General features: G+C 49.5%; 1 rRNA gene. It reads right to left on the reverse strand.

From position 1 onward, the window contains the following. Positions 1-22: 22 nt before the first annotated feature. Positions 23-2,912, reverse strand: a 23S ribosomal RNA gene (locus H5087_RS19885). Between the last annotated feature and the right edge of the window lie 101 nt (positions 2,913-3,013).

Below are 3,013 nucleotides of genomic sequence, written 5' to 3' on the forward strand. Positions count from 1 at the left end.
CATAAAACGCGTTTGGCGTTGTATGGTTAAGCCTCACGGGTAATTAGTACAAGTTAGCTTAATGGCTCACACCACTTCCACATCTTGCCTATCAACGTTGTAGTCTTCAACGGCCCTTCAGAGACTTTAAAAGTCTAGTGAGAACTCATCTCGAGGCCTGCTTCGCGCTTAGATGCTTTCAGCGCTTATCAGTTCCGAACGTAGCTACCGGGCAATGCCATTGGCATGACAACCCGAACACCAGCGGTTCGTTCACTCCGGTCCTCTCGTACTAGGAGCAACCCCTCTCAATTCTCAAACGCCCACGGCAGATAGGGACCGAACTGTCTCACGACGTTCTAAACCCAGCTCGCGTACCACTTTAAATGGCGAACAGCCATACCCTTGGGACCGACTTCAGCCCCAGGATGTGATGAGCCGACATCGAGGTGCCAAACACCGCCGTCGATATGAACTCTTGGGCGGTATCAGCCTGTTATCCCCGGAGTACCTTTTATCCGTTGAGCGATGGCCCTTCCATTCAGAACCACCGGATCACTATGACCTACTTTCGTACCTGCTCGACGTGTCTGTCTCGCAGTTAAGCTGGCTTCTACCATTACACTAACCGTACGATGTCCGACCGTACTTAGCCAACCTTCGTGCTCCTCCGTTACTCTTTAGGAGGAGACCGCCCCAGTCAAACTACCCACCAGGCACTGTCCGTAACCCCGATTCAGGGGCCAACGTTAGAACATCAAAACTACAAGGGTGGTATTTCAAGGACGACTCCACAACAACTAGCGTCGCTGCTTCAAAGTCTCCCACCTATCCTACACATGTAGGTTCAATGTTCAGTGCCAAGCTGTAGTAAAGGTTCACGGGGTCTTTCCGTCTAGCCGCGGGTACACAGCATCTTCACTGCGATTTCAATTTCACTGAGTCTCGGGTGGAGACAGCGTGGCCATGGTTACACCATTCGTGCAGGTCGGAACTTACCCGACAAGGAATTTCGCTACCTTAGGACCGTTATAGTTACGGCCGCCGTTTACCGGGGCTTCGATCAAGAGCTTCTCCCTAAGGATAACCCCATCAATTAACCTTCCGGCACCGGGCAGGTGTCACACCGTATACGTCATCTTGCGATTTTGCACAGTGCTGTGTTTTTAATAAACAGTCCCAGCCACCTGGTCACTGCGGCTCCCGTCCGCTTAGAGAGCAAGTCTCATCACAGATAGGAGCGTACCTTCTCCCGAAGTTACGGTACGATTTTGCCTAGTTCCTTCACCCGAGTTCTCTCAAGCGCCTTAGTATTCTCTACCTGACCACCTGTGTCGGTTTGGGGTACGATTCCATATAATCTGAAGCTTAGAGGCTTTTCCTGGAAGTATGGCATCAACAACTTCATCACCGTAGTGACTCGTCTCGTGTCTCAGTCTTAATAGCAACCCGGATTTACCTAAGTCGCCAACCTACTCACTTTCACATGGACTACCAACGCCATGCTTGTTTAGCCTGCTCCGTCCCCCCATCGCAATTATATCGAGTACAGAAATATTAATCTGTTTCCCATCGACTACGCCTTTCGGCCTCGCCTTAGGGGTCGACTTACCCTACCCTGATTAACATGGGATAGGAACCCTTGGTCTTCCGGCGTGGGAGTTTTTCACTCCCATTATCGTTACTCATGTCAGCATTCGCACTTCTGATACGTCCAGCATACCTCCCGGTACACCTTCAACCGCTTACAGAACGCTCCCCTACCACTCAGAATAAATTCTGAATCCGCAGCTTCGGTGCATAGTTTAGCCCCGTTACATCTTCCGCGCAGACCGACTCGACCAGTGAGCTATTACGCTTTCTTTAAAGGATGGCTGCTTCTAAGCCAACCTCCTGGCTGTCTGGGCCTTTCCACATCGTTTCCCACTTAACTATGACTTTGGGACCTTAGCTGGCGGTCTGGGTTGTTTCCCTCTTCACGACGGACGTTAGCACCCGCCGTGTGTCTCCCGGATAGTACTTTACGGTATTCGGAGTTTGCAAAGGGTTGGTAAGTCGGGATGACCCCCTAGCCTTAACAGTGCTCTACCCCCGTAAGTATTCGTCCGAGGCTCTACCTAAATAGATTTCGGGGAGAACCAGCTATCTCCCGGTTTGATTAGCCTTTCACTCCTAGCCACAGGTCATCCCCTAACTTTTCAACGTTAGTGGGTTCGGTCCTCCAGTTGATGTTACTCAACCTTCAACCTGCCCATGGCTAGATCACCGGGTTTCGGGTCTATACCTTGCAACTAGTCGCCCAGTTAAGACTCGGTTTCCCTACGGCTACCCTATTCGGTTAACCTCGCTACAAAATATAAGTCGCTGACCCATTATACAAAAGGTACGCAGTCACCCAACAAGTGGGCTCCTACTGCTTGTACGTACACGGTTTCAGGTTCTATTTCACTCCCCTCACAGGGGTTCTTTTCGCCTTTCCCTCACGGTACTGGTTCACTATCGGTCAGTTGGGAGTATTTAGCCTTAGATGATGGTCCACCTATATTCAGTCAAAGTTTCACGTGCTCCGACCTACTCGATTTCACTTAAAATGTCTTTTCATGTACGGGACTATCACCCTGTATCGTGGCACTTTCCAGAGCCTTCCATTAACACATAATAAGCTTAAGGGCTGTTCCGATTTCGCTCGCCGCTACTTTCGGAATCTCGGTTGATTTCTTTTCCTACGGGTACTTAGATGTTTCAGTTCTCCGCGTTCGCCTCGTTAACCTATGTATTCAGTTAACGATACCTGCAAGCAGGTGGGTTTCCCCATTCGGAAATCCTAGTCTCAAGCGCTTTTTACTAGCTTGACTAGGCTTATCGCAAGTTAATACGTCCTTCATCGCCTCCAACTGCCAAGGCATCCACCGTGTACGCTTAGTCACTTAACCATACAACCCAAACGGGTCTTTGTTTTGTGACAGTTTAACTTCGCCAGAAGTTAATATTGAATACTAAAGTAGATACCAATCAATCAACTCATAAGAGTTAA

The sequence above is a fragment of the Pseudoalteromonas sp. SR43-7 genome, assembly GCF_014163785.1.
GTDB classification, from domain to species: Bacteria; Pseudomonadota; Gammaproteobacteria; order Enterobacterales; family Alteromonadaceae; genus Pseudoalteromonas; species Pseudoalteromonas distincta.